Origin of the sequence: Acidovorax sp., from assembly GCF_022763525.1 — a bacterium.
Taxonomy (GTDB): Bacteria; Pseudomonadota; Gammaproteobacteria; order Burkholderiales; family Burkholderiaceae_C; genus Acidovorax.
Window position 1 is genome coordinate 17,456 of the sequence record NZ_JALEGG010000178.1, and the last position, 21,620, is coordinate 39,075.

At 67.1% G+C, this 21,620-nt stretch carries 20 protein-coding genes; 5 read left to right on the forward strand and 15 right to left on the reverse strand.

Annotated elements, in window-relative coordinates; translation table 11 throughout:
• Window position 1: 1 nt before the first annotated feature.
• The gene (locus MRY84_RS13810) at window positions 2-1,384 is read left to right on the forward strand and encodes a hypothetical protein (protein ID WP_291506289.1); all 1,383 of its coding nucleotides are present in this window, start codon (window positions 2-4) and stop codon (window positions 1,382-1,384) included.
• 44 nt (window positions 1,385-1,428) lie between these two features.
• The gene (locus tag MRY84_RS13815; RefSeq protein WP_291506290.1) at window positions 1,429-2,574 is read left to right on the forward strand and encodes a hypothetical protein; all 1,146 of its coding nucleotides are present in this window, start codon (window positions 1,429-1,431) and stop codon (window positions 2,572-2,574) included.
• A 154-nt stretch (window positions 2,575-2,728) separates the two neighbouring features.
• Here the strand turns inward: MRY84_RS13815 and MRY84_RS13820 are convergent, their stop codons facing one another.
• The 4 genes from MRY84_RS13820 to MRY84_RS13835 form a co-directional block, all read right to left on the reverse strand.
• Complete coding sequence (locus tag MRY84_RS13820; RefSeq protein WP_291506291.1) at window positions 2,729-3,709, reverse strand: tripartite tricarboxylate transporter substrate binding protein; 981 nt, start codon at window positions 3,707-3,709, stop codon at window positions 2,729-2,731.
• Between the two features lie 130 nt (window positions 3,710-3,839).
• On the reverse strand, window positions 3,840-4,538 hold the full coding sequence (locus tag MRY84_RS13825) for a response regulator (protein ID WP_291506292.1): 699 nt from the start codon (window positions 4,536-4,538) through the stop codon (window positions 3,840-3,842).
• Window positions 4,535-6,724 carry a PAS domain S-box protein gene (locus MRY84_RS13830; protein WP_291506293.1) on the reverse strand — a complete coding sequence of 730 codons (2,190 nt, stop codon included), beginning with the start codon at window positions 6,722-6,724 and terminating at the stop codon, window positions 4,535-4,537. Before MRY84_RS13830 ends, MRY84_RS13825 begins: the two co-directional genes overlap by 4 nt.
• 155 nt (window positions 6,725-6,879) lie before the next feature.
• Window positions 6,880-7,950, reverse strand: coding sequence for a CDP-6-deoxy-delta-3,4-glucoseen reductase (locus MRY84_RS13835; protein ID WP_291506294.1), 1,071 nt, complete (start codon window positions 7,948-7,950; stop codon window positions 6,880-6,882).
• Window positions 7,951-8,021: 71 nt separating this feature from the next.
• On the opposite strand from MRY84_RS13835, the gene MRY84_RS13840 reads away from it, so the two are divergent.
• A complete protein-coding gene (locus tag MRY84_RS13840; RefSeq protein ID WP_291506308.1) occupies window positions 8,022-8,981 on the forward strand; it encodes an NAD-dependent epimerase/dehydratase family protein in 960 nt (319 codons plus the stop codon).
• A 71-nt stretch (window positions 8,982-9,052) separates the two neighbouring features.
• Here MRY84_RS13840 and MRY84_RS13845 read toward each other — a convergent pair whose 3' ends face one another.
• The 6 genes from MRY84_RS13845 to MRY84_RS13870 form a co-directional block, all read right to left on the reverse strand.
• Window positions 9,053-9,790, reverse strand: a complete 738-nt coding sequence (locus MRY84_RS13845; protein ID WP_291506295.1) for a DUF4124 domain-containing protein — start codon at window positions 9,788-9,790, stop codon at window positions 9,053-9,055.
• A 48-nt stretch (window positions 9,791-9,838) separates the two neighbouring features.
• The gene (locus tag MRY84_RS13850) at window positions 9,839-10,369 is read right to left on the reverse strand and encodes a hypothetical protein (RefSeq protein WP_291506296.1); all 531 of its coding nucleotides are present in this window, start codon (window positions 10,367-10,369) and stop codon (window positions 9,839-9,841) included.
• Window positions 10,370-10,754: 385 nt separating this feature from the next.
• On the reverse strand, window positions 10,755-11,711 hold the full coding sequence (locus MRY84_RS13855; protein ID WP_291506297.1) for a chemotaxis protein: 957 nt from the start codon (window positions 11,709-11,711) through the stop codon (window positions 10,755-10,757).
• Window positions 11,712-11,842: 131 nt separating this feature from the next.
• A complete protein-coding gene (locus MRY84_RS13860; RefSeq protein WP_291506298.1) occupies window positions 11,843-12,721 on the reverse strand; it encodes a LysR family transcriptional regulator in 879 nt (292 codons plus the stop codon).
• Between the two features lie 28 nt (window positions 12,722-12,749).
• The gene (locus tag MRY84_RS13865; protein ID WP_291506299.1) at window positions 12,750-13,154 is read right to left on the reverse strand and encodes a hypothetical protein; all 405 of its coding nucleotides are present in this window, start codon (window positions 13,152-13,154) and stop codon (window positions 12,750-12,752) included.
• A 149-nt stretch (window positions 13,155-13,303) separates the two neighbouring features.
• Window positions 13,304-14,206 (reverse strand): LysR family transcriptional regulator, encoded by a 903-nt coding sequence (locus MRY84_RS13870; RefSeq protein ID WP_291506300.1) that lies wholly within the window; start codon window positions 14,204-14,206, stop codon window positions 13,304-13,306.
• Between the two features lie 123 nt (window positions 14,207-14,329).
• Here MRY84_RS13870 and MRY84_RS13875 point away from each other — a divergent pair, with 123 nt between their 5' ends.
• Complete coding sequence (locus MRY84_RS13875) at window positions 14,330-14,971, forward strand: NAD(P)-dependent oxidoreductase (RefSeq protein WP_291506301.1); 642 nt, start codon at window positions 14,330-14,332, stop codon at window positions 14,969-14,971.
• A gap of 111 nt (window positions 14,972-15,082) precedes the next feature.
• Here MRY84_RS13875 and MRY84_RS13880 read toward each other — a convergent pair whose 3' ends face one another.
• The 5 genes from MRY84_RS13880 to MRY84_RS13900 form a co-directional block, all read right to left on the reverse strand.
• On the reverse strand, window positions 15,083-16,363 hold the full coding sequence (locus MRY84_RS13880; RefSeq protein WP_252660826.1) for a TRAP transporter large permease subunit: 1,281 nt from the start codon (window positions 16,361-16,363) through the stop codon (window positions 15,083-15,085).
• A 33-nt stretch (window positions 16,364-16,396) separates the two neighbouring features.
• Window positions 16,397-16,969: a TRAP transporter small permease gene (locus MRY84_RS13885; protein WP_291506302.1), complete on the reverse strand. Its 573-nt coding sequence runs from the start codon at window positions 16,967-16,969 to the stop codon at window positions 16,397-16,399.
• Window positions 16,970-16,996: 27 nt separating this feature from the next.
• Window positions 16,997-18,226, reverse strand: a complete 1,230-nt coding sequence (locus tag MRY84_RS13890) for a fumarylacetoacetate hydrolase family protein (RefSeq protein ID WP_291506303.1) — start codon at window positions 18,224-18,226, stop codon at window positions 16,997-16,999.
• A 52-nt stretch (window positions 18,227-18,278) separates the two neighbouring features.
• Window positions 18,279-20,060, reverse strand: coding sequence for an IlvD/Edd family dehydratase (locus MRY84_RS13895; RefSeq protein ID WP_291506304.1), 1,782 nt, complete (start codon window positions 20,058-20,060; stop codon window positions 18,279-18,281).
• Window positions 20,061-20,126: 66 nt separating this feature from the next.
• Window positions 20,127-21,146, reverse strand: coding sequence for a TRAP transporter substrate-binding protein (locus MRY84_RS13900; RefSeq protein WP_291506305.1), 1,020 nt, complete (start codon window positions 21,144-21,146; stop codon window positions 20,127-20,129).
• Window positions 21,147-21,302: 156 nt separating this feature from the next.
• Between MRY84_RS13900 and MRY84_RS13905 the strand changes: the two genes are divergently transcribed.
• Window positions 21,303-21,620: LysR family transcriptional regulator (locus MRY84_RS13905; RefSeq protein WP_291506306.1), on the forward strand; the 318-nt coding region annotated here is incomplete at its 3' end.

Genomic DNA, 21,620 nt, shown 5'->3' on the forward strand with positions numbered 1-21,620 from the left:
CATGCTGATCAACATCGTCGGCAACTTCACTTTCGAGCAGCGCGGAGACGCGTTGTTCATTGGCACCCAAGAATCGGCGGCGCTGATCTGTAATGGCCAGGCCCGGCTGGTGCCCCCGGAGCCAACGTTCCTGCGCTTCAGCGCGCCGGGCGTTACGGCCCGCGTGCACTACGCCGACGGCCCGCTGACCATCGTGCGGCACGGTGACAAGGAATGGCACCTCCACGACGTGCTGACGGGGGGCTCGGACGCGTATGGCGTGGCGTCCCCGCGCAACGAGCGCATCCTCATCGTCCACGACTGGGACGGCGATCGCCTAGCGTCGCTACCCCAACGACTGGGCCCCATGCACTTCGGCCGTGCCGCCATTGTGCTGACCGACACCTATACCTATCCCCAAAGCGAATACACGGAGATCTATCGCCCGGATGGCGAGTTCCTCGCTCGCTATACCTTGCAGAGGCACGGGGCGGGGCGCCAGGAGTTCGCGCACTTCACGGACGCACTGGCTTTTCTGCGCACGGGCAACGACCCTTCCACGTACCAGCTCTTCGACCTGCACAGCCTGCAAGCCTGCGGCGTCCTGCCCGTGGTGGGCGCGATCCTGGGGGTCTGCGCATTGCCGGATGGCAGCAACCTGTGGGTGGATGCCGAGGGCATGCACCGGCTGGCGCCGGAAGGCCAGGACCAGCCGTCGCAGACGCTGCACCGCTTCGCCGAGCCCCTGGACGTGGAGCGGGCCAAGCTGCTGCTGTGGCACGACGCGCAGCGCGTCTACGCGGCGATCGACCATGACCGGGACCGCCAGACCCTGATCGCCCTACCGCTCGAAGGCGCCAGCACTGCCGTGCAGGAGCTGCATTGGTCCGACACCTGGGCGATCGCGTTCCAGGGAGGTTTCCTGGCCGGGCAGAACTACCTGCAACTCAAGCGCAAGACGCTGCTGGCGGACAACGCAGTGGTGCTGTGGCGCCCCGGCGATGTGCTGAGCCCCGCTTTGCTCCAGACGGATGCGAGCCCGGTCGTCGAAGTCAGCCAGACTCGCTCGGCCGCCAAGGGCAAACACGGCTACCGCCTGCGCATCGAGGACTCTTGCCCGAACCGCGCGATCCGCTGCGCTGCGCTGGAACTGGGCCGGTTGTTGGGCGACACCTGCGAGGGCGCTTACCAACAGGGCGATGAAGTGCCGGACCGCAAGTTCGACGGGTGCTTCTCTATCGACATCGCCACTGCCAGCGCGCCCACCGCGTTCGAGCAGGCCTTCTTGCCCGCCTACCTGGCCTACTACCGCGACACGGGCGACCTTTCGCCGGCAGGCAGCAGGGCACGGCTCGCGCCGCTGGCAATCACCTGGACCACAGACGAAGCGCTACACAAAAAGTAGCCCAAAGCGCTTTCCTTTTTAGAGTGTCAGAGAGACTGATTTCGATGACTAAAACGTCCCAAACGGTTGCCGCAATCCTCAAGAAAGCAGGCATCTCCTTCCAGCCCTTGCCCAAAGGCTGGGATGGCTCCCACCTGGGCCAGATCCTTCAACACATGGTGCCTGAGCGGATCTGCGAATTTGACCCCAAGTGCATCGCCGAGGCGGGCGACTACGTGGGGGTGCTCCAGGAATTCGCACAGGCCACCCAGGGAGAGTTCGCCCCCGAGAGCCCGCACGCCGAAGGGAGCGTCGGCGGCAAGGTGGCGCTGGAGTTCCTGCATGCCGGGAAGGCCATTCGCTTCCAATTCACGCAGGAAGGCCGCTGGGTGGCCGACGGCTTTTATGAACAACTGCGCAAGTTCTGCAAGAAGCGCCTCAGCGGCAGCTACCTGAGCGTGGGCAGCGACTGGGCCACCGAGGTCTACTTGCCGCACAAGGTGATTGCGCAGATTCAGAAGAAGACGCGCACCTTCGACAGCGTCGAAGCGCTGGTGCAGTTCGTGGTGGAGGGCGCGTCCGAGAGCGACCTGATTTCAGCAGGCGAGAGCCTGCCCTGGCAGTTGAAGGCGGGCTACACCCGCGACGGCGAAAGCCTGCTGACCGCGCTGCTCAAGTCTGAGGCCGACATGGACCGCTGCATGATTGCCTATGAGTTGCTCGGCGCTCCGGCACTGCCCAGTCGCTATGGCGAATCGCCACTGGAACTGGCGCAGCGCCTGCGGGGGGTGGATCTGAGAGGCGAGTACGACGGCGAACCGAAAGCCACGCTGGGCTATGCCGAAATCCGCGAGAAGTGGAGCCAGCGGCTCTGGCACAGCTATCTCCCCGAGTACATGCGCATCGTCGATGCGCTGGAGGCGGAGCTCGCATCCATGCGCTTCTCCGAAGCAGGCAACCTGTACGGCATCGCCATGTGCCATGCGCCGCTGCTGGACTGCGGGTCCGAAGTCGCGCAGTTGCACTACTACGAATACAACGGTGCGTACACCCTGAACTTGCTCACCCAGGGACCTGGAGGCGGCGCCTTGCACCTGCAACTGCCCCTCGACCAGGTCGACACGGTGATCGACCTGCTGCGCCGCTATTGCCGCCGCACCTTGTGGACAACGCCCGGGCAGGACGGCGCATGGCTTGTCGCGCAAGAATAGCCTGCGGCCCCGGCGCAAAGCCAGTGTGCAAGAAGCGGGCGGCGATGGGGGCCGCCGATGCAGCGGCCCGACATCCGCCCAACAATATGCTATCTAAAAGATAGCGGCTAGCGCATTTGCGTAAAGCGCTGGGGGCAGATTTAAGCCGAAATTCTCAATCCACCTTCGCGCCCGAGGCCTTGACGACCTGCTGGTACTTCGCGCGCTCTGCGGCCATGAAGCTGTCGAACTGCTGCGGTGTGGTGGGCACGGGTTCGGCCAGCAGGGCCGCGAAGCGGGTCTTGGTTTCGGGCGCGTTGAGGGCGGCGACGAAGGCCTTGTTCAGCTTCTCGATCACAGGCTTGGGCGTGGCCGCAGGGGCCACCAGGCCCCACCAGGTGTCGATGGAGAAACCTTTGAAGGTAGCCGACAGCGGTGGCACGCCGGGCAGCGCGGCCGATGCTTCCAGCGAGGTCACGGCCAGGGCCTTGAGCTTGCCGGCGCGGATGTTGGGCGCGGCGGCGGCCAGGTTGTCGATGTTGAAGTCCACTTCGCCGGCCAGCAGCGCCAGCTGCGCGGGGTTGGCGCCGCGGTACGGGATGTGCAGCGCGAAGATGCCGGCCTTTTGCTTGAACATCTCGCCTGCCAGGTGGCCGGCGCTGCCGTTGCCCCCGCTGCCGTAGTTGAGCTTGGCAGGGTTGGCCTTGGCGTAGGCGATCAGGTCGGCCAGGGTGTTGATCTTGAGCTGCTCGGCTTTGGTGGCGTTGATCACCAGCACGTTGGGCACGCGCACCATCTGTGTGATGCCCGCGAAGTCCTTGCCCGCGTCGTAGGGCATCTTGGCGTACAGCCAGGGGTTCACGGCGTGCGTGGCGGTGGCGGCGATGCCGATGGTCAGCCCATCCGGCGCGGCCTTGGCGATGGCGTCGGCGCCAATGTTGCCGCCCGCACCACCCTTGTTTTCAATGATCACGGTGCCCAGCGAGTCGCGCACGCGCTCGGCCAGTGCGCGGGCCGTCACGTCGATGGGGCCGCCGGGTGCATAAGGCACGATCAGGCGGATGGGCTGCCCGGCGTCCTGCGCAAGCGCTGGGAAGGAGAAGGTGGCCGCTGCGGTGGCAACGGCGCTGGCGAGGAGGATGTTTCGACGGTTCATGGGCGACATTGTGCAGAAAAACAGTAAGACTACTTACGAAAACCCCTCGATACGCATCGAGGGTCGAAAGACCAGTGCGTGCGGGCGAATGCGGTGTGGCGCGAAGCCCGGGAGGCGTTCGCCCGTGGGATCACGGCGCGCGGAGCGCACCGTCCGAGAGCCCTAGATCCTCCACCAGCATGCCCAGTTCGTGCGACGAACGGATGTCGAGCTTCAGGAAGATGGCCGAGCGGTGCGTGTCCACCGTGCGGGGGTCGATGGGGCGCTCGGGGTCGCGTTGCGCCAATGCACGGGCGGCTTCCTTGCTGCTGATGCCCGTGGCCAGCAGCAGGGCGACTTCCTGCTGGCGGGGGCTCAGGGTGTTCCAGCGTTCCAGCAAGCCGTTGCGCCGCTGGGTGCGCTCGGCCAGGTCTCGCGACAGCTCGGCGGCTTTGGTCACCGCGGCGAGCAGGGTGGGTTCATCGCAGGGTTTTTCAAGCCAGTCGACCGCGCCTTGCTTGACGGCCGCGACCGCCGAGGCGAGTTCGCCGTGTGCCGACAGAAAGACGGTCTTGAGCACGGAGCCACGGCCCTGCAGCGCCTCGAACACCTGCAGCCCGCTCATGCCTTCCATGCGCAGGTCCAGCAGCACGCAGCCCGGTTCGGCCAGGTCGGCGCGGGCCAGAAAATCGGCGCCACAGGCATAGGCGCGCGCCGTGTGGCCGTTGGCCAGCAGCAGCGCCGCCAGCGAATGGCGCACGCCCTCGTCGTCGTCGACGATGTACACGGTCAGCGGCAGCGTCGGAGCGAAGGCGGTGCGAAAGTCGGGAGCAGGGGAGCTGGTCGTCATGGCAACAAGTCAGGTAGGCGCGGCAGGCGGATCTCAAACACCGCACCGGGGCCGCCGTCATCGCGGTTGCGGGCCAGCAGTTCGCCGCCCATGCTTTCCACGATGGAGCGGCAGATGTTCAACCCCAGGCCCAGGCCGTCGGCGCGGGTGGTGAAAAAAGGCTCGAACAGGCGATCGGCGATCTCGGGAGGCAGGCCGGGGCCACGGTCGAGCACCTGCAGCGTAGCGAATCGGGCGTCGGCGGCCGTGCGGAGCAGCAACTCGGGAGAGGGGGCTTCTGTGCCGCTGGCCGCGGGCGGCTTGGCTTGCATCGCATGCATGCCTTGCATGGCCTGCAGGGCGTTGAGGCCCAGGTTCAGCACCACCTGCTCCAGCAGCACACGGTCGGCGCTCACCGGCAAGGGCCCATGGGCCAGGTCCAGCCGCACTGCGATGCCGTGGCGCCGGGCCTCGGCGCGCAGCAGCAGGGCGAGGGACTGGTCCACGGCGGCGTTCAAGTCGCAGGGTTCGCGCACTTGGGGCTGTTGGCGCACCCAGCGTCGGATGCGCCCCACGATGTCCGCCGCGCGCAGCGCCTGGCTGGACAGGGCCGAAAGCGTCTCGCCCAGCAGTTCGGTTCGCCCCTGCGCGGCCAGCGAGCGCGCGGCCGCGGCATAGTTGACCAGCGCTGCGAGCGGCTGATTGAGCTCGTGGGCCAGCGTGGACGCCATTTCGCCCACGGTGATCACGCGCTGCACGCGCTGCAGCTGGACTTCGCGTTGCTGCTGCTGCTCTTCGGCGCGTTTTTGGGCCGTGATGTCCACCACGGAGCTCATCCAGCCCACATGGCGCCCCTCGCCGTCGATGAGCCGGGCCGTGTAAAACATGGTGTACACATCATGGCCGTCCCGATGCCGCAGCCGGTTTTCGCGGCCTTGGGGGGAGACCTGGCCGGCCTGGGCGGTGTCCACGTCACTCCAGTGCCGCGCGAGGTCGTCGGGGTGCCAATAGGGGTAGGGTGGCAGGCTGCCGATGAGTTCGGCGGCAGAGTAGCCCACCATCTCGCACATGGCGGCGTTCACGTAGACGATGCGGCCTTCCAGGTCGCGGGCGCGCATGCCCACCAGCAGCGAATCTTCCATCGATTGCCGGAACGCTTGCGCCTGCTGAAGCTCCTGCGTGCGCTCCTGCACGCGCAGTTCCAGTTGCACGCGGGCCTGTCGGTTCTCGGCCAGCCTGCGTTCGCGCAACTGCCAGTACAGCGCACCCAGCACCAGCAGGCCCGAGGCCAGTGCCGCCAGGGCCCAGGCCTGTTGCCGCGCCAGGGCGATGGCGCGGCTATCGGCGGTGAGCGTGAGGGTCCAGCCCAGATCGGGCAGGTGCTCCTCAAACGCGAGATAGCGCTTGCCCTGGCCCGGCAGCAAGAGTTCGCTGCCCGGCTGGCCGTCGGCCTGGCGCGTCTGCCACGGCACGGGTTCGGGAGTCCATCGCGCGCCATACTGTTCATCGAACTGGACCTGCTGCACCTGCTGCTCCGGCACAGGCCGGGTGGTCTTGTACAGCCAGGGGGCGACCGAACCCAGAAAGACAATGCCCCGGTCGTCGGTCACGAAGACCGGATCGCGCAGCTGGGCCCATGTGTCCACGATGGGCTGCATTGCCACCTTGACGGCCACCACGCCGATCACCCGGCCGTTTTCCACCACCGGCGCCGATGCGAACAAGCCCGGTTCCCCGGTGGTCTTGCCCACGCCGTAGAAGCGCCCCGGTTGCCCCTGGAGCGCGTCACGGAAGTATGGGCGGTTGCGATAGTTCTGGCCGACGAAGCTGGTGGGCGTGTCCCAGTTGCTGGAGGCCACGGTGAGCCCGTCGGTGTTCATCACATAGAGAGTGTCCGAGCCAGCATTGGCGTTGATGGCCTGCAGGTACGCATTGGCATCGCCCTTCAGGGACAGTGCGTCGGGGTGGTGCAGCAATTCGGCGATGAGCGGCTGCTGGGCTGCGGTGAAAGGCAGGTAGCTGTAGCGCGTGGCCACGCCCCGCAGCGCCAGGGCCTGCACTTCGCCCGAGCGGCGCAGGTTGTCCCACTGGTTGTCGAGCTCGCTGCGGGTGGCCCATTCACCTGCACCCACCACCAGCAGCACGGCCAAGCCCAGCACCGCCGCCATCGGACCCGCGCCCCGCAGGGCCTGGCGCAGTCGGGTCATCTCAGTTTTCCGAGGCGCTGCGCGTCATCCGCAGCCGACGAAACTGGCGCGAACCAAGCCAGAGCCGCCGCGCAAGGGCCGCCCCGCCGCGCTGGCGGCGTCCCCCTGCGCGCATCGCGCAGCGAGGCGAGAGCGGGGGGAAGGCCCGCAGGGCCTCAGGGGGGTGTTCCATGCTTATCGGCTTCGGAGGTGAACGAGTCCGCGAAGAACTCCTCCGGTGGCAGGCCACGGTGCGCGGTGTAATCGGCACGTGCCGAGTCCACCACGATGGGTGCGCCGCAGGCATACACCTGGTGGCCCGAGAGGTCGGCGAAGTCGTCCATCACGGCCTGGTGCACAAAGCCCGTGCGGCCCGTCCAGCCATCTTCGGGCAGGGCGTCGGACACCACCGGGACATAGGTCAGGTGTGGCAGCTCGGCGGCACGCGCCAGAACCCAGTCGTGCAGGTACAGGTCGCCGGGCCGGCGGCCGCCCCAATACAGCGTGGTCGGGCGCGTGATGCCCTTGAACTGCATGTGCTCGATCAATGCCTTGATGGGGGCAAACCCCGTGCCCGAGGCCAGCAGCACAATGGGCTTGTCGGAGTCCTCGCGCAGGAAGAAGCTGCCAAACGGCCCTTCCACCCGCAGGATTTCCTTTTCCTTCATGGCGCCGAACACATGGTCGGTGAACTTGCCGCCCGGCATGTGGCGGATGTGCAGCTCCACGCCCGGCGCCTCGGCCTGCGTGTGGGGCGCATTGGCCATTGAATAGGCCCGCCGGGCGCCATCCCGCAGGATGAACTCGATGTACTGGCCGGCGTGGTAGCGGAAGGTGTCGGCTGCGGGCAACTGCAGGCGCACCTGCATCACATCGTGGGATTTCTTTTCGAGGGCGGCGACGCGCACCGGCATCTTCTTGACCGGGTAGGCGCTTTCGTCCGTCACCTGGCGGGACTCGAGCACCACGTCGGTCAGCGGCTGGGCGCAGCAGGTCAGCACGAGGCCAGCGGCTTCCTCGTCGGCCGTCAGCGCCTTGGACTGGTGGTCGCCGTGGTGCACGGCACCGCTGAGTTTCTTGCACTTGCACGAGCCGCAGGCGCCGTCCTTGCAACCATAGGGCAGACCCACGCCGCTGCGGATGGCGGCTGCCAGGATGGTCTCGCCCGCGTTGGCACTGAAAGCGCGCCCGCTGGGCTGCACGCTGATCTGGAACGCTGCGGTGGTGGCAGCCTCTGCGCTGGTCATGTGTGGGTATCCTTGGAGTCGTCTTCGGTCAAAGCAACAGCCCGGCAGGTGCCGGGCAAATGGACACGATTTTGCCTTCAATACAAAGCCCACTTGGCGCGCTGCCTGCGCGCTTTCGCCGTGAACGCCTGCTGATCGTGGGCTGTGGTGACGTAGGTCAACGGGTGCTGCGCGATCTGCGCTGCGGAACGGGCGCGGCGCGCATGCAGGTGCTGGCGCTCACCTCCAGCCCCGCACGGGTTGCCGGGCTGCGTGCCCTGGGTGCGCGGCCCCTCGTGGGCAACCTGGACGATGCCCCGTCGCTGCGCCGGCTGGCAGGGCTGGCCACCCGCGTGCTGCACCTGGCACCGCCTCCCGGCGAAGGTGCCGGTGGGCGGGACTGGTGGCTGGACCCGCGCACGGTGGACCTGGCGCGGGCGCTGCGCCTGCGGACCTTGCCTGCATCCCTCGCGTATGCATCCACCAGTGGCGTCTATGGCGATTGCCAGGGCGCGCTGGTGCCGGAGACGCGCGCTGTGGCGCCGGGCACGCCGCGCGCCCAGCGCCGCGTCAATGCCGAGCGGGCCGTGCGCCACCTGGGCCGCGCAGGGGTGCGCGTGAGCGTGCTGCGCATTCCCGGCATCTACGCCCCCGACCGCGAGGGCGGCACACCCGAGGCGCGCCTGCGGCGGGGCACGCCCGTGCTGACGCCCGAGGACGACGTCTTTACCAACCACATCCACGCCGACGACCTGGCCCGGGCTTGCGTGGCGGCCCTCTGGCGCGGGCGGCCGCAACGGGCGTACAACGTGAGCGACAGCACCCAACTCAAGATGGGCGATTACTTCGACCTCGCTGCCGACCTGTATGGCCTGCCCCGCCCGCCGCGGGTGCCGCGCAGCGATGCACAGCAGCAGCTGTCGCTGATGGTGCTGAGCTTCATGAGCGAATCTCGCCGGCTGGACAACCAGCGGATGCTGCGGGAGTTGGGCGTGCGCCTGCGGTACCCCTCGGTGGCCGAGGGGCTGGGTGGAAAAGCGGTGAAGCAGTAGGTTGTGGGCCTGGGAACCGCTGGGGACACGCCGATCACCGCAGCGGCGGCAAAAAAAGGAGTACCGCTCGTTCAGCAGGGGGCCTGGCCACCGTTGGAACGGCAGACCCCGCCCGGGCCGGGGAATCGCCCGGGCCCCGTTCGCGGGTAGGTGTTGCCCAGGTTGTCCGTGCAGCGGAAGTCGCCGCATTGCGTGAGATGCGGCGCAGGCGCTGGTGGTGTCGGGCGTGGGTAGGGTTGGGGGTACAACGGACGGTGCGGAGCCGGTGGCACCACCACCACGCGGGGCTGTTGGGCTCGGGCCTTCTCGACTTCCGCATAGCCCGCAGGGCCCAGGCAGTCCATGTCGACCTGCCGCTGGGCGGCCTCCAGGCGCATCTCCTGCTCATAGGTGGAGCGAGCCACGCCAGCGGCCACGATGTCCAGGTTGCGCCGCGACCGCGCGCACTCCGGTGAGCGGGCGTAGTCGTGCGGCTGCGGGGCCGCAGCGGCAGCCTGCGCTGCGCGCGCGCGGTCCAGATCGGCGTTGCGGCGGGCGTCTGCCTCGGCGGCAGCGGCTTCGGCCTGCTGCCGCTGCTGTTTGCGCTCCAGTGCCTCGGCAGCCAGATCCCGCTCCAGCTGGATCTCGGCGGGCGTCTTCCGGGCCTCCACCTCGCGGGCGGCGGAATCGCTCGCGCAGGCTCCGTCGGTGTAAGTCACCTTCCCGGTGCGTGCGTCGGTGCACCGCACCACCTGGGCCTGTGCCGCAGAGCCCAGGCACAAAGCGCAAAGCCAGAGGATCGCTGTCAGAGGGCGCGCGGAGGGAACCATGGTGGTCGGCTGCGGAAAATAGCGCGGGCAAGGCGCCCGCGGGCCTCGTCAGGGTTTGTCGAAACTGCTGTTGGAATGCTGGCGGGAGCGCCAGTCGTGGGGGTGCGGGGCGTAGGCGCCGGGCGGAATGCGCCCCGACTGTGCCTCGCGCTGGCGGCGGTCCCGCTCGGCCTGTTCGCGCATGGCCTGTTCGCGGTCGCGCTGGCGGCGGTCGGCCTCGCGGGCCTGCTGCTCGCGTCGGTCGCGTTCACGCTCACGGGCCTGGCGGTCGCGCTCGGCCTGTTCCCGCGCGCGGTCGCGCTCGCGTTCCCGCCAATCGTTGTGGTGGCGGTCGCGTTCCCAGCGGTCATCCCGGTCACGCCCGCCGTAGTAAATGACGGCGGGAGGCGGAGCCGAATACGCGGGGTAGACCGGCGGAGGGCTCGAATACACCGGAGGGCTGTTGTAGGTGTAGCCCGGCTGGTTGTAAACCCGATAGCCAGGGTCGTAGTAGGGGTCTCCCTGCACCGTGGCGCAGCCGGTCACCGCGGCGCCCAGGACCGTGGCAGAAACAATGCGGGCGAAGGTGGAGGTAGTCATGCTGGTCAGACCTTGGCAGGGCGTGGGCGTTCCGCCCTGCACGTAAAGCCCCCGAAAAGCGCCCCGGCGGGGCGTTACAACTTTCGCAGGGCCAGCGCTTTGCAAGCGCTTTCAATGTAGCGCCCGGGAGGTGGGTTTGGTTGACTTGCGCACCGCCGCGAGGGGTAGGACGGCACCCCGCGAGCGGCGCCGGCGGCCGCTGGAAATCTGCTTTTTGCAATGAAATTGATAGCTTCCAGCGCTGTAAGGACGGGCGCTGGAGTCCATTTTTGCCATCAGCGGTGCTGTGCGCAAACATCGCGCCGTTCGCGCCAGCGGGCTTGGGGTGGCCCGCTCGCAAACAATGCCCGCAATAGGGCCAAAGCAAAAGATCGTAAAGACGTTCTTAAGGCAGGACGCGGCGAATGGTTTCGGCCAAGTCTTCGGCCACGAACTTGGCCACATAGCCGTCAGCCCCCACGCTGCGAACGTGGTCTTCGTTGGCGGAGCCCGACAGGGACGAGTGGATCACCACCGGCAAGCCGTGGAATCGTGCGTCCTGCTTGATGTTGCGGGTGAGCGTGAAGCCGTCCATTTCGGGCATTTCCAGGTCGGTCAGCACCATGGCCACGCGGTCGAGCACGGTCTTGCCTTCGCCTTCGGCGCTTTTGGCGATGGCGTTGAGGCGATCCCAGGCTTCCTTGCCGGACTTCACCATTTCGTAGGGGGCGTTCAGCACTTTGAGCTCCTGCTCGATGAGCGAACGCGCCACGAACGAATCGTCAGCCGCCAGGATCATCGTGCCGGGTTTGAGCTTGAGCTTCGCGCCCACTTTCTCTTCGGTGACCTCGTGGCCGTCCGAGGGTGACACCATCTGCAGGATGGCTTCCACGTCCAGCACCTGGGCCAGGCGCGATTCGTCGGTGTTGCCGTCCAGGCGGGCAATGCTGGTCACCAGCTTGCCCTTGGCGCCGCTGGTCTCGGCCGAGAGCACCTGTTTCCAGTCCAGCCGCACGATATCTTCCACCGACTCGACGGCGAACGCCTGGGTGGTGCGGGCGTATTCCGTGACCAGCATGATGTTCAAGCCGGTCTGGGGCTTGCATCCCACGATGGAGGGGAGATCGAGCACGGGAATGACCTGCCCGCGCAGGTTCACCACACCCAGCGAGTGGGGCATGGTGCCCGCGATGGGGGTGATGCTGGGCATCGCGACGATCTCGCGGATCTTGAACACGTTGATGCCGAAGAGTTCGGACTTGCCCAGGGCGTTGTCAGTGCCCAGGCGAAACAGCAGCAGCTCGAACTTGTTCGTGCTGGTGAGGTTGGTCCGCTCGTCGATGTCCTGCTGCACTGCTTTCATGGTGTGTCCTTTGCGCAAAAAAGAAGAAACGCGCGTTTACAAATTCTAGGACCCAAACGGCTTGTGCAGTGCGCTAAATCTTCAGGCAATACCCGAATACTGCGCTGCAGCAAGTCGGCGTGGCGGCGCTGTCACACCACATTGCTGCGTGGCGCCTGCTCGGGCTGAGCGGCGATTGCCTTTACGCTGTCAGCCAGCCGGTGGAGCAGCCCGAGCATGGGCGCGTCCGACGCGTCGCAGGCCAAGCCGATGTGGCGCGAGAAGGCCAACGGGCCGTCCAGCGGCCGCGTGAGGGCGCGGCGGGCGTGGGCCGCGTGTGACTGGGGCACCACGGCCAGCCCCATGCCTGCATCCACCATGTGCAGCAGCAGTTCTTCGCGCGCGGCGCTGGCCTGCACCTGCAGCGCAATGCCCCGCTCGGCCAGCAGGCGGATGAAGGATTGGTGCAGCGGGCAATACGGCCATTCGATGAGGGGCAGGTTTTCGATGTCCGCCAGGCCAAAGCGTTTCTTGAAGCGCAGCGGGTGCTGCTCGGGCACCAGCATCACATAGGGCTCGTGCCACAGCGGCACAAAGGTGTCGCCCGGCGGCTTGCAGTGCTCGGCCACCATGCGCAGCCGGGCGTCTGGTGCGCTGGCGGTGAGCCGCACCATGGTGTGGGGCAGCTCCTGGGCGATTAGGGAAAACAGCGGCGCGGCCTGGGACACCATCAGATCGTCCTGCAGGAAGATGCCCAGCGTTTCGCGCGGTGCATCGCGAAAGTCGCGCACCATGGCGCTGGACTGGGCCAGCAGGCTGCAGGCACGCGGGTACAGCCGGTGCGCGGCGGGCGTGGGGGCCAGGCCCTGGCGGCTGCGCTCGAACAGGGTGGTTTCGAGCGCATCCTCCAGCCCCTTGATGGCCATGCTGATGGACGGCTGGGCCACAAAGCAGCGGCGCGAGGCGGCCGTGACCGAGCGCTCTTCGTACGCGGCCACGAAGTAGCCCAGGGCGCGCAGGTCAAACAGCATGGTGGCAGGGCCTTCCTTGGTTCTGGGGTCAGACAGGGGTGATGGTGGTGACCGTTTCCCGGAAGTAGTCCACCTGGCCATCGCGCGAATGGCTGGTGATCCAGGTCACGGACTCCACTTCGCGCTGTTGTACCGCATAAAAGAATCGCTGGTGGAAGTGCGTGAGCACCCAGTCATCGCCCAGTGGCTGGCTGTGGGTGCGCAGGATTTTCGTCCCGCGCGGGAAAACCTCCGCGCCCAGGCGCTGCACCACGGCCATCGCCTCGGCCTTGTTGCGGGCGATTTGCCAGCTGGTGTCGGCATCGTCGTGGTAGTGGTCGATGCGGAAGTCCACATCATCGGCAATGGTGGCCAGCAGCGTGGGCACGTCCTGCTGTTCGAAGGCGGCCAGCACGCGGTCGATGGGGAAAATCAGGGGTGGGTTGGTCGTCACGTCGGGTCTCCGGTTAGGGGGTAGATAAACAACAAGCAAACCCTGGCCAGGGAGCCGCGAATGTAGGCAGAGCCCGCCGCCCGCACAACGATGGAATTTGTCGTTTCGGGCGATAAAAAGCCGATGGGGTGGGTCGCAGGCCCGAAAGCTCAGTCCGAAATTCCGGGCACCTGCCGCAGGTAGGCCTGCAGTGCTGCGATGGACTGGCGCACCTTGGCCGGCTGGGCGTCGCGCTGCGGTGTCACGGCCCAGATGTCCAGCGTGCCAAACGACCAGTCAGGCAGCAGCCGTACCAGCCGTCCGGTCTGCAGCGCCTCGTGCGCGTCCATGCTGCCCACCAGCGCCACGCCCAGCCCGGCCTCGCACATCTGCTGAATGGACAACTGGTTGTTGCTGGCAATGCGTGGCTCCACCCGCAATGCGCGCGGCTCGCCCGCGGGGCTGCGCAGGTCCACGAGCAGGCCACCACCCTCGCGCGCAAAGCCCAGCCAGCTGTGGGTGAGCAGCGCGTCGGGGTCGCGTGGCGCACCATGCTGCGCCAGCCACTGCGGCGACGCAGCCAGATACCACTGCATGCCGCACAGCCTGCGCGCGGCCCAGGTCGAGTCCTGCAGGCGACCGTAGCGCACGGCCAGATCGATCCGGGCGTTGATGAGGTCAATGGGGGCGTCGTCCACCAGCAGCCGCAAGCGCAGCGCCGGGTGCGCCGCCAGCAGATCGCCCAGCGCAGGCGCGATGTGGCGCGCAAAGCCCACGGTGGCCGACAGCCGCAGTTCGCCGCTGGGCGCCTCGCGCGAGGCTGCGAGTTCGGCCCGCGCCTGCTCCGCCGCGGCGCACATCGCCGCGCAGCGCGCGTGAAAGCGTTGGCCCGCCTCCGTCAGCGCCAGCTTGCGGGTGGAGCGGTGCAGCAACGTCACGCCGCCATCGCGCTCCAGCTGGCGCACCTGCTGGCTCACGGCCGAAGTGCTCATGCCCAGGGCGCGGGCGGCGCCGCTCATCGAGCCGTGCTGCACCACGGCGGCCAGCACGGCCATGCGTTTGAGGTCGTCCATGGGGAAGGGAAGAGCGTGATTGTGAAGTGGAGCTTCAAAGAGAAGGCATTTTTAGCCTTCTACCGCCCGCTTTGACAAGCTCCTATTCTCACTTGGTCGCAACAACCCTTTCAAGGAACTTCCATGAAAATCGCACTGATTGGCGCCACCGGCTTTGTTGGCTCCGCCCTGCTGAACGAACTGCTGCAGCGTGGCCACCAGGTGACCGTGCTGGCCCGCAACCCCGCCAAGCTGCCGCCGCGTGAAGGCCTGACGGTGGTGGCCGCCGATGCACAGGACGCCGCCCAGGTGGCCCGCGCCGCCGCCGGCCATGACGCGGTGGTGAGCGCCTACAACCCCGGCTGGACGGTGCCAGACATCCACGACCAGTTCCTGAAGGGCACGCGCGCCATCATCGATGGCACCAAGCAGGCGGGCGTGCGCCGCTTCCTGATGGTGGGCGGTGCGGGCAGCCTGTTTGTGGCGCCCGGCGTGCAGCTGGTGGACACGCCCCAGTTTCCGGCCGAATGGAAACAGGGGGCTCTCGCCGCGCGAGAGGCGCTGAACTGGATCCGCACCGAAAACACGCTGGACTGGACCTTCCTCTCGCCCCCCATCCTGCTGCAACCCGGCGAGCGCACCGGCCAGTACCGCCTGGGCGACGAGTCCCCGCTGATGAACGGCGAGCAGCCCGGCAGCATCAGCGTGGCCGACCTGGCCGTGGCCATCGTGGACGAGCTGGAAACGCCGCGCCATGTGCAAAAGCGGTTCACGGTGGCGAACTGACCCTGTGCCTTGCAGGAGCGCGCTGGTGCACCGTAGACACCGCTCATTTTTTTGATAGCTTGTGGCGCTTGTTGGACAAGCGCTACAGGCCAAAAATGCTTGAAACCTGGGTCAGCCGATGAACCATCGCATCGGCACCAGCACGATCGACGGAAACAGCACCATCAGGAACATCATGGCGAACTGCGCTGCCATGAAGGGGATCACTCCGCGCGTGACTTCGTCCATGCGCATCTTGCCCACACCTGCCACCACGTTCAGCACCGTGCCCACGGGTGGGGTGATCAGCCCGATGGCGTTGTTCATGATGAACAGCACGCCGAAGTAGACCGGGTCGATGCCTGCGGCCTTTACCACCGGCATCAGCACCGGGGTCAGGATCAGGATGGTGGGCGTCATGTCCATCGCGGTGCCCACGGCCATCACCAGCACCATGATGGCGATGAGCAGCAGCGTGGGGTGTTCCATCAGCGGCTTGAGCAGGGCCACCAGCTGGCGGGGGATGTCGGCCACGGTGATAAGCCAGGCGCTGACCATCGCGGCGGCCACCAGGAACATGATCACCGCCGTGGTCTTGGCCGCGCTGGTGAACACCTCGGCCAGCTGGCGCCAGTGCAGTTCACGGTAGACCAGCGTGGCCACCAGCAGGGCATACACCGCAGCTACCGCCGCAGCCTCGGTGGGCGTGAAGACGCCCATCTTCAGGCCCACGATCACGATGACCGGCAGGAACAGCGCCCAGGTCGATTCCTTGAGCGCCTGCAGCTTCTCGGCCCTGGACGCCTTGGGCGGCGGCGTGACGTTTTCGCGCTGAGACACCCAGTACCAGGTGACGGCAATGGCCAGGCCCATCAGTAGACCCGGAACGATGCCCGCCAGAAAGAGCTTGCTGATCGACACATTGGCCGCCACGCCAAACACCACGAAGCCGATGGAGGGCGGAATGACCGGCGCGATGATGCCAGCCGAGGCAATCAGCCCGCCCGCGCGCGCCTTGTCGTGCCCGGCTTTCACCATCATGGGCAGCAGCAGGGCCGCCAATGCAGCGGTGTCCGCCACGGCCGAGCCGGAAAGCGCCGCCAAAAGGCAGGCCGCCAGGATGGCCACAAACCCTAGCCCGCCGCGCCGGTGGCCCACCAGCACCAGGGCCAGCCGCACGATGCGCTGCGACAGCCCACCCACGTTCATGATCTCGCCCGCCAGCATGAAGAAGGGCACGGCCAGCAGCGGAAAGCTGTCGGCCCCGTTGATCACGTTCTGCGCCAGGATCTGCGCGTCAAACAGGTCCAGGTGCCACATGAGGGCGACGCCGGACACCAGCAGCGCATAGGCAATCGGCACGCCGATGGCCATGGCGGCCAGCAGGGAGCCGAGGAAGATGAATACCGTCATGGGTGGGCTCTCCAGGTCATTGCGGTGCAGGGTTCACTTGCGCGATGCGATGATGGGCGCCGGAGCCTCGTGGGGCACTTGGCTGCCCACGGCCGCCAGCTCCTCGGATTCGGCGATGCGAACCAGCTCGCCGTCCGGCATCTGGCCCGACACGATGCGCCACAGGTCCAGCGCCAGCAGCAGCCCGGACGCCACGGCAAACACCACGCCCGACGCATAGAAGATGGCCATGGACGCGCCCGTGACCGGCGCATCCACATCCCAGTTGATGCGCGCCTGCGCCAGCGCGCCGCTGAAGAGCAGCCAGGTGCACCAGATCATCAGCGCGTAGCTGATGGCGAGGCAGATGCGCTGGCCCAGCGGCGGCAGACGCGCCAGCAGAAAGTCCGTGCCCAGGTGGCCCCGCTCGCGCACCGCCACGATGGCGCCCAAAAAAGTGATCCACACAAACAGCCAGCGCGAGACCTCCTCGCTGACGGCAATGCCGGAGTTGAACGCGTAGCGCAGCACCACGTTGCCAAACACCATGACCACCATCACGGCCAGCGCCAGGGCAATGAGCAGGTTGATGGCGCGGCAGCAGCGGTCGATGAAGGCATTCAGCATCTTTGTCTCCTGTTTTTCTTTGGGGCGTCAGAGCGTTGAGCCCTGCAGCAGCCCGCGCTGCGCCAGGTTGGCCATGAAGGCGCGCAGGCCAAAACGCCAGGGCGGCGCGGCCTCGCTGTGTGCCACGCGGTTGTGCAGGCCACCCAGCCAGGCGCTCTGGATGGACACCAGGTCGCCCAGGTGGTGGGTGAAGCCGCTGCCCGGCTGGTCGCGGTCTTCGATGGGCGCGAACAGCGTGCCCATGAACAGCATGAACCCGTCCGGGTACTGGTGTGCGGCCAGCGTCTGCGCCACCAGGTCCGTAGGGTCGCGGCTGATGCTGGCCATGGTGTTGATGCCGCGCAGCTCAAAGCCGTCTGCGCCCGCCACGCGCAGGTGCACGGTTTCCTTGCGCACCTGTTCCAGCCCGAAGCTCGCGTCGAACAAGCGGATGAAGGGGCCTAAAGCGCACGATGCGTTGTTGTCCTTGGCCTTGCCCAGCAGCAGGGCGCTGCGGCCCTCGATGTCGCGCAGGTTCACATCGTTGCCCAGCGTGGCGCCCACGATCTGGCCCCGGCTGTTCACGGCCAGCACCACCTCGGGCTCGGGGTTGTTCCAGGCCGAGTCGGAGCGGATGCCGATGTCGTCGCCGCAGCCCACCGAGGCCAGCACGGGTGCCTTGGTGAACACCTCGGCGTCGGGGCCGATGCCCACCTCCAGGTACTGCGACCACAGGCCTTTGTCCTGCAGCAGCGCTTTCAGGCGCATGGCCTCGGGCGATCCGGGGCGGATGTCCGCCAGGTTCTCGCCGATGAGGCCGATGACCTGGCTGCGCAGGCCCTGCGCGCGGGTGGCGTCGCCGCGTGCTTGTTCTTCAATCACACGCTCAATCAGGCTGGCGGCAAAGGTCACGCCTGCCGCCTTGACCACCTGCAGGTCGCACGGGGCCAGCAGCCAGGGACGGGTGGTGTCGCGTGCGCCGGGCAGGCTGTTGGCCAGCAGGTCTTCCACGCTGCACAGGTACTGGCCGGTGGCGCTGCGCGCAGCTTCGGCCGGTGCCAGGGTGTCCAGCAGCGTGCTCACGGTGGGGTAGTGCGCGCTCAGGTCGAACACGCCTTCAGGCCGCAGTGCCACCACCGCAGGGCCAGGGGCGGCACCACTGGGCACCCACACCCTGCCCACCAGCGTGCCTTGCAAGCCGTCGTCGGGAAGCACTTGGAATGTTGCCTGGGGCGCACGGGCCCGTTCGGCAACTGCCGCTGCCGTCATATCGTTCATGGTGAGTCCTTCGAAAAAACCGGGTGAGCGCCGGTGGCCCGCCCGTTGGTTGTCAGTGGTTGTGGCGCGGCGTCTTTTCGGAGATGCGCTGAAATGCCAGCGCAAAGTCCAGCGTGGCGCCGTCGGCCAGTTGCCCAGTCTTTTCGCGGTACAGCGCCTCCCAGGGCGACTGGCTTGCGGGCACCGGTGGGGCGGGCAGGTCGCGCTGTCGGCGCGCGATCTCTTCGGGTGACACCAGCGCATCGCAGCGTCCGGTGTTGAGGTCGATGCGGATCGTGTCGCCACTTTGCAGCCAACTCAGCCCGCCGCCCACGGCGCTCTCGGGCGATGCGTTGAGGATGGAAGGGCTGTCTGCCGTGCCCGACTGGCGCCCGTCGCCCAGCGTGGGCAGCGTGTTGATACCGCGCCGGATCAGCGCATCGGGCGGCTGCATGTTCACCACTTCGGCCGAGCCCGGCCAGCCGATGGGGCCTGCGCCGCGCATCACCAGAATGCAGCCTTCGTCGATGTCGAGCGCCGGGTCGTTGATGCGCGCGTGGTAGTCGTCCGCACCCTCGAACACCACGGCACGGGCTTCAAAGATGCCCTCCTGCCCCGGCCGGCTCAGGTAGCGCTGGCGGAAGGCTTCGGAGATGACCGAGGTCTTCATGATCCCGAAGTCGAACAGGTTGCCGCTGAGCACCATGAAGCCGGCCTTCTGCATCAGCGGGTTGCTGAACGGGCGGATCACCTCGCGGTCATGGGTCTCGCGGCCTTGCAGGTTTTCGCCCACCGTCTTGCCCGTCACGCTGGCGCAGTCAGCGTGCAGCTTGCCCGCCTGCTGCAGCTCCCACATCAGGGCGGGCACGCCACCGGCACGGAAGAAGCGCTCGCCCAAGAACTGCCCCGCAGGCTGCATGTTCAGCAGCAGCGGCAGGTCGTAGGCGTGGTCGGTCCAGTCCTGTGCATCGAGCTGCACGCCCGCGTGGCGCGCCATGGCCATGATGTGCACCTGCGCGTTGCTGCTGCCGCCCGCCACGCTCACTACCGACAGCGCGTTCAAGAAACTCTCGCGCGTCAGGATGCGCGAGGGGCGCAGGTCTTCGTACGCCATCTCCACAATGCGCCGCCCGGTTTCGTACGCCATCTGCCCGCGCTCGCGGTACGGTGCCGGGATGGCCGCACAGCCGGGCAATGACAAGCCCAGCGCCTCGGCCACCGCGTTCATGGTCGAGGCCGTGCCCATGGTGTTGCAGTGCCCGGCGGAGGGGGCGCTGTTGCAGGCGCGCTGCAAGAATTCTTCCTCGTCGATCTCGCCCGCAGCCAGCTGGCGGCGGCTGCGCCAGATCACGGTGCCCGAGCCTACGAGTTGGCCTTCATGCCAGCCGTCCAGCATCGGCCCACCCGAGAGCACGATGGCCGGGATGTCCACCGTGGACGCGGCCATGACGCCCGCGGGCGTGGTCTTGTCGCAGCCCGTGGTCAGCACCACGGCGTCGATGGGGTAGCCGTAAAGGATCTCCACAAGGCCCAGGTAGGCCAGGTTGCGGTCCAGCGCAGCCGTGGGGCGGCGGCAGTTTTCAAAGATGGGGTGGACGGGGAACTCCATCGGGATGCCGCCCGCATCGCGGATGCCGTCGCGCACGCGGCGCGCCAGGTCCAGGTGGATGCGGTTGCAGGGCGAAAGGTCACTGCCCGTCTGCGCGATGCCGATGATGGGCCGGCCCGAGCGCAACTCTTCGGGCGTCAGCCCGTAGTTCATGAACCGCTCCAGGTACAGCGCGGTCATGTCCGAGCGCTCGGGCGCGGCAAACCATTCGCGGGAGCGGAAGCGGCGGCGGGGTGTTTTTGTCATGGGGTCGGGGCGTCGCAAAAGAAGGGCTGGGCGCAGCGGTACGCTGCGCCCCGGGAATCGTGCAAGTTACTTGCCGCCCCGCGCCTTGGCCAGCTCGCCCATCAGCTCGCTGGTGGTCTCTTCGCCAAACTCCTTGCCGTACTTGGCCAGCACGGGCTGCAGCTTGGTGCGCAGCTTGGCCTGCTCGGCGGCGGGCAGCTCGGTGATCTGCATGCCGGCCTTCTTCAGCTCGCCCAGGGCGGTTTCGCTGAAGGCGCGGATGGTCTTGCGCTCGAACACCGTGGCCTCGCGCGCGGCCTCCTGCACGATCTTCTTCTCGTCGGCCGAGAGGCTGTCCCAGGTCTTCTTGGAGATGAGCAGCACCCAGGCGCTGTACATGTGGCGCGACAGCACCAGGTGCTTTTGCACCTCATAGAACTTGCTGGCCAGGATGGTGGCGGGCGGGTTCTCCTGGCCGTCCACGGCCTTTTGTTCCATGGCGGTGTACAGCTCGGTGAAGGGCATGGGCGTGGCGTTGGTGCCCAGCGCGTTGAATGTGTCGAGGAACAAGGGGCTCTGGATCACGCGCAGCTTCAGGCCCGCCAAGTCGTCGGCCGTGTTGATGGGGCGGCGCGAGTTGGTCACGTGGCGGAAGCCGTTCTCCCAAAAGCCCAGGCCGATCAGGCCCTTGTCGGGCAGCATGGCCAGCAGTTTCTGGCCGAAGGGGCCGTCCAGCACCGCATCGGCTTCTGCCTCGTTGTTGAAAGTGAGCGGCAGGTTCAGCACGCCAAAGGGCTTGATCAGCGACATCAGCGTGGACGAGTCCGGAATCGTCATCTCCAGCGTGCCGCCGCGCAGGGCCGAGGTCATGCTCACGTCGTTGCCCAGCGCGCCGCTGGCAAACAGCTTGGCGTTCATCTTGCCGCCGCTCTTGGCCTGCAGGCGCTCGGCAAAGTGGCGCACGGCCTGGGCCTGCGGGTGGTCGTCGCTCAGGCCGATGCCGACCTTGAAGGTGTGTTCTTTGACTTGCGCGGCGACGGGGGTGGTGAGGGCGGCCAGCAGCGTGGCGCCGAATGCCAAGGATTTGGCGAGGGAAGTGAATTGCATGGTGTCTTGTCTCCGTTGGAATGGCTGACCCCATTGGTGAGGTCTTCGGCGCCTGCGGCTTTTTGTGGGCCAGCCGTCATGAACGCAAGGCGAAGGTTAGGTTTCGCGCCCCGGCCGGTCCACTGAATGTTTTGCGACAATCCATTCCAAACGCTTATGAGTCCAGACGAATTTCCGGGTAAACCCTTGTCTTTGGCGCAGGCCTGTGCGCGGCTGCGCTTTCGGCATTTGCAGTTTTTGGACATCCTGGGCCGCACGCGCAACCTGCGGCTCACGGCCGAGCAGATGCATGTCACGCAGCCGGCGGCCACCAAGATCCTCATGGACATCGAGGAGATCCTGGAGGCGCGATTGTTCGACCGCCTCTCGCGCGGCATGCGGCCCAACGAGCTGGGCCTGTTCACGCTGCGCTACGCCAGTGCGGCGCTGGATGGGCAGCGCAGGTTTGTGGACGAGTTCAATGCGCTCAAGCAG

What these genes read in the sequence shown, in the direction of transcription:
- MRY84_RS13810 (WP_291506289.1), top strand. Translation starts at nt 2, where the DNA reads ATGCTGATCAACATCGTCGGCAACTTCACTTTCGAGCAGCGCGGAGAC.
- MRY84_RS13815 (WP_291506290.1), top strand. Translation starts at nt 1,429, where the DNA reads ATGACTAAAACGTCCCAAACGGTTGCCGCAATCCTCAAGAAAGCAGGC.
- MRY84_RS13820 (WP_291506291.1), bottom strand. Translation starts at nt 3,709, where the DNA reads ATGAACCGTCGAAACATCCTCCTCGCCAGCGCCGTTGCCACCGCAGCG.
- MRY84_RS13825 (WP_291506292.1), bottom strand. Translation starts at nt 4,538, where the DNA reads ATGACGACCAGCTCCCCTGCTCCCGACTTTCGCACCGCCTTCGCTCCG.
- MRY84_RS13830 (WP_291506293.1), bottom strand. Translation starts at nt 6,724, where the DNA reads ATGACCCGACTGCGCCAGGCCCTGCGGGGCGCGGGTCCGATGGCGGCG.
- MRY84_RS13835 (WP_291506294.1), bottom strand. Translation starts at nt 7,950, where the DNA reads ATGACCAGCGCAGAGGCTGCCACCACCGCAGCGTTCCAGATCAGCGTG.
- MRY84_RS13845 (WP_291506295.1), bottom strand. Translation starts at nt 9,790, where the DNA reads ATGGTTCCCTCCGCGCGCCCTCTGACAGCGATCCTCTGGCTTTGCGCT.
- MRY84_RS13850 (WP_291506296.1), bottom strand. Translation starts at nt 10,369, where the DNA reads ATGACTACCTCCACCTTCGCCCGCATTGTTTCTGCCACGGTCCTGGGC.
- MRY84_RS13855 (WP_291506297.1), bottom strand. Translation starts at nt 11,711, where the DNA reads ATGAAAGCAGTGCAGCAGGACATCGACGAGCGGACCAACCTCACCAGC.
- MRY84_RS13860 (WP_291506298.1), bottom strand. Translation starts at nt 12,721, where the DNA reads ATGCTGTTTGACCTGCGCGCCCTGGGCTACTTCGTGGCCGCGTACGAA.
- MRY84_RS13870 (WP_291506300.1), bottom strand. Translation starts at nt 14,206, where the DNA reads ATGGACGACCTCAAACGCATGGCCGTGCTGGCCGCCGTGGTGCAGCAC.
- MRY84_RS13875 (WP_291506301.1), top strand. Translation starts at nt 14,330, where the DNA reads ATGAAAATCGCACTGATTGGCGCCACCGGCTTTGTTGGCTCCGCCCTG.
- MRY84_RS13880 (WP_252660826.1), bottom strand. Translation starts at nt 16,363, where the DNA reads ATGACGGTATTCATCTTCCTCGGCTCCCTGCTGGCCGCCATGGCCATC.
- MRY84_RS13885 (WP_291506302.1), bottom strand. Translation starts at nt 16,969, where the DNA reads ATGCTGAATGCCTTCATCGACCGCTGCTGCCGCGCCATCAACCTGCTC.
- MRY84_RS13890 (WP_291506303.1), bottom strand. Translation starts at nt 18,226, where the DNA reads ATGAACGATATGACGGCAGCGGCAGTTGCCGAACGGGCCCGTGCGCCC.
- MRY84_RS13895 (WP_291506304.1), bottom strand. Translation starts at nt 20,060, where the DNA reads ATGACAAAAACACCCCGCCGCCGCTTCCGCTCCCGCGAATGGTTTGCC.
- MRY84_RS13900 (WP_291506305.1), bottom strand. Translation starts at nt 21,146, where the DNA reads ATGCAATTCACTTCCCTCGCCAAATCCTTGGCATTCGGCGCCACGCTG.